Origin of the sequence: Paracoccus sp. Z118 (assembly GCF_019061185.1) — a bacterium.
Taxonomy (GTDB): domain Bacteria; phylum Pseudomonadota; class Alphaproteobacteria; order Rhodobacterales; family Rhodobacteraceae; genus Paracoccus.
This window is the reverse complement of record NZ_JAHQZU010000095.1, coordinates 1-1143: the sequence shown is the minus strand read 5'-3', so window position 1 is coordinate 1143 and position 1143 is coordinate 1. Positions and strand designations below refer to the sequence as shown.

Below are 1143 nucleotides of genomic sequence, written 5' to 3'. Positions count from 1 at the left end.
AATGCCGGGCGTGTCGATTACCCAGCCGCCGCCGACAATCGCATGGAGCGAGCGCGATGTGGTCGTGTGTCGACCCTTTGCGTCCGCCTCGCGGAGGCTGCCGGTCAGCTGCGCCTCTTCCGGTGCGTTCGCCGCAAGCGTGTTCAGCAGCGAGGATTTCCCCACCCCCGACGAGCCGACCAGCGCGACCGTCTGACCGCTGACGCACCAAGGCGCCAGCGCCAGCGCCGCATCCGGCGACTTGGCATTCAGCGTCACGACCTCAAGCCCGCGCTGCAGGCCTGCCACCTGGTCCCCGGTAAGGTTTGGCATCGGCCACCTGGTCCGCTTTCGTCAGAACGTTCACCGGCGTCGTGCCGGCTTCATTGCAAGTGCCAGGTAGCGCTCGAGGCGCGCGGCATTCACTGATGGTCTAAGACAGGGGCTGCTGCGGTAGCCATTTTGCGGTAGTTCTTCCCCTTGTGATCTCGACTGTCTGGTGCTCCGACGCGCGCCGCGAGTTTATGGTCGGAACGCGCAAGCACGGAGACGAACCATGAGATATCTTGGCACCCTGATCGCCGCGGCCCTTGCCGCAGCGCTGCTCGCGACGCCGGCGATGTCGGATCCCGGTCACGGCAACGGGAACGGAGGACGAGGCGAGCACGGTCGCGCCGCGCATCATTGCCCGCCGGGGCTTGCCAAGAAGAACCCGCCTTGCGTGCCGCCCGGGCAGGCCCGAAAGGATGACAAGCGTTACTATCCACGTGTGGGCGATGTGCTTCGGGTCGGGGACTACGTGGTTGTCCGAGATCCGCGGCAGCTGAAACTCGAAACCCGCGATGACTGGCGCTATTATCGCGATGGCGACCGGGCCTACCGGGTAGACCGCGACACCCGGAAAGTCCTAGCCGTCATCGAACTGATCAACGCCTTCACGAACTGAGGCAGGCCCGGTGGGCGCCTGCAGCAGGCGTGTTGCGATCCGGGGTGTGATCCCGTGGCGTCTCTCGCGATCCGGCTGGGATCACCCGGCGCCTGGGCCCTGCAAACCCGGCGGAGGAATGGAATCTGCATCGGGATCGCGGCCGTGGGTCCGATCGAGCAGGCGCATGACGGGCGTGACGGTCAGCCCGTGCATGAGGATGGAGATCAGGATCACCA

Annotated in this window: 2 protein-coding genes; one reads left to right on the top strand and one right to left on the bottom strand. The window is 65.9% G+C overall.

Annotated features, from left to right (window positions below; translation table 11 throughout):
- The coding region (gene rsgA, locus KTN05_RS17625) for a GTPase RsgA (protein WP_254368344.1) at positions 1-312 on the bottom strand (312 nt) is incomplete at its 3' end.
- A 223-nt stretch (positions 313-535) separates the two neighbouring features.
- Between rsgA and KTN05_RS17620 the strand changes: the two genes are divergently transcribed.
- Entirely contained in the window at positions 536-925 is a 390-nt protein-coding gene (locus tag KTN05_RS17620) for a hypothetical protein (protein WP_217330665.1), read from the top strand.
- Positions 926-1143 lie beyond the last annotated feature (218 nt).

What these genes read in the sequence shown, in the direction of transcription:
- KTN05_RS17620 (WP_217330665.1), top strand. Translation starts at nt 536, where the DNA reads ATGAGATATCTTGGCACCCTGATCGCCGCGGCCCTTGCCGCAGCGCTG.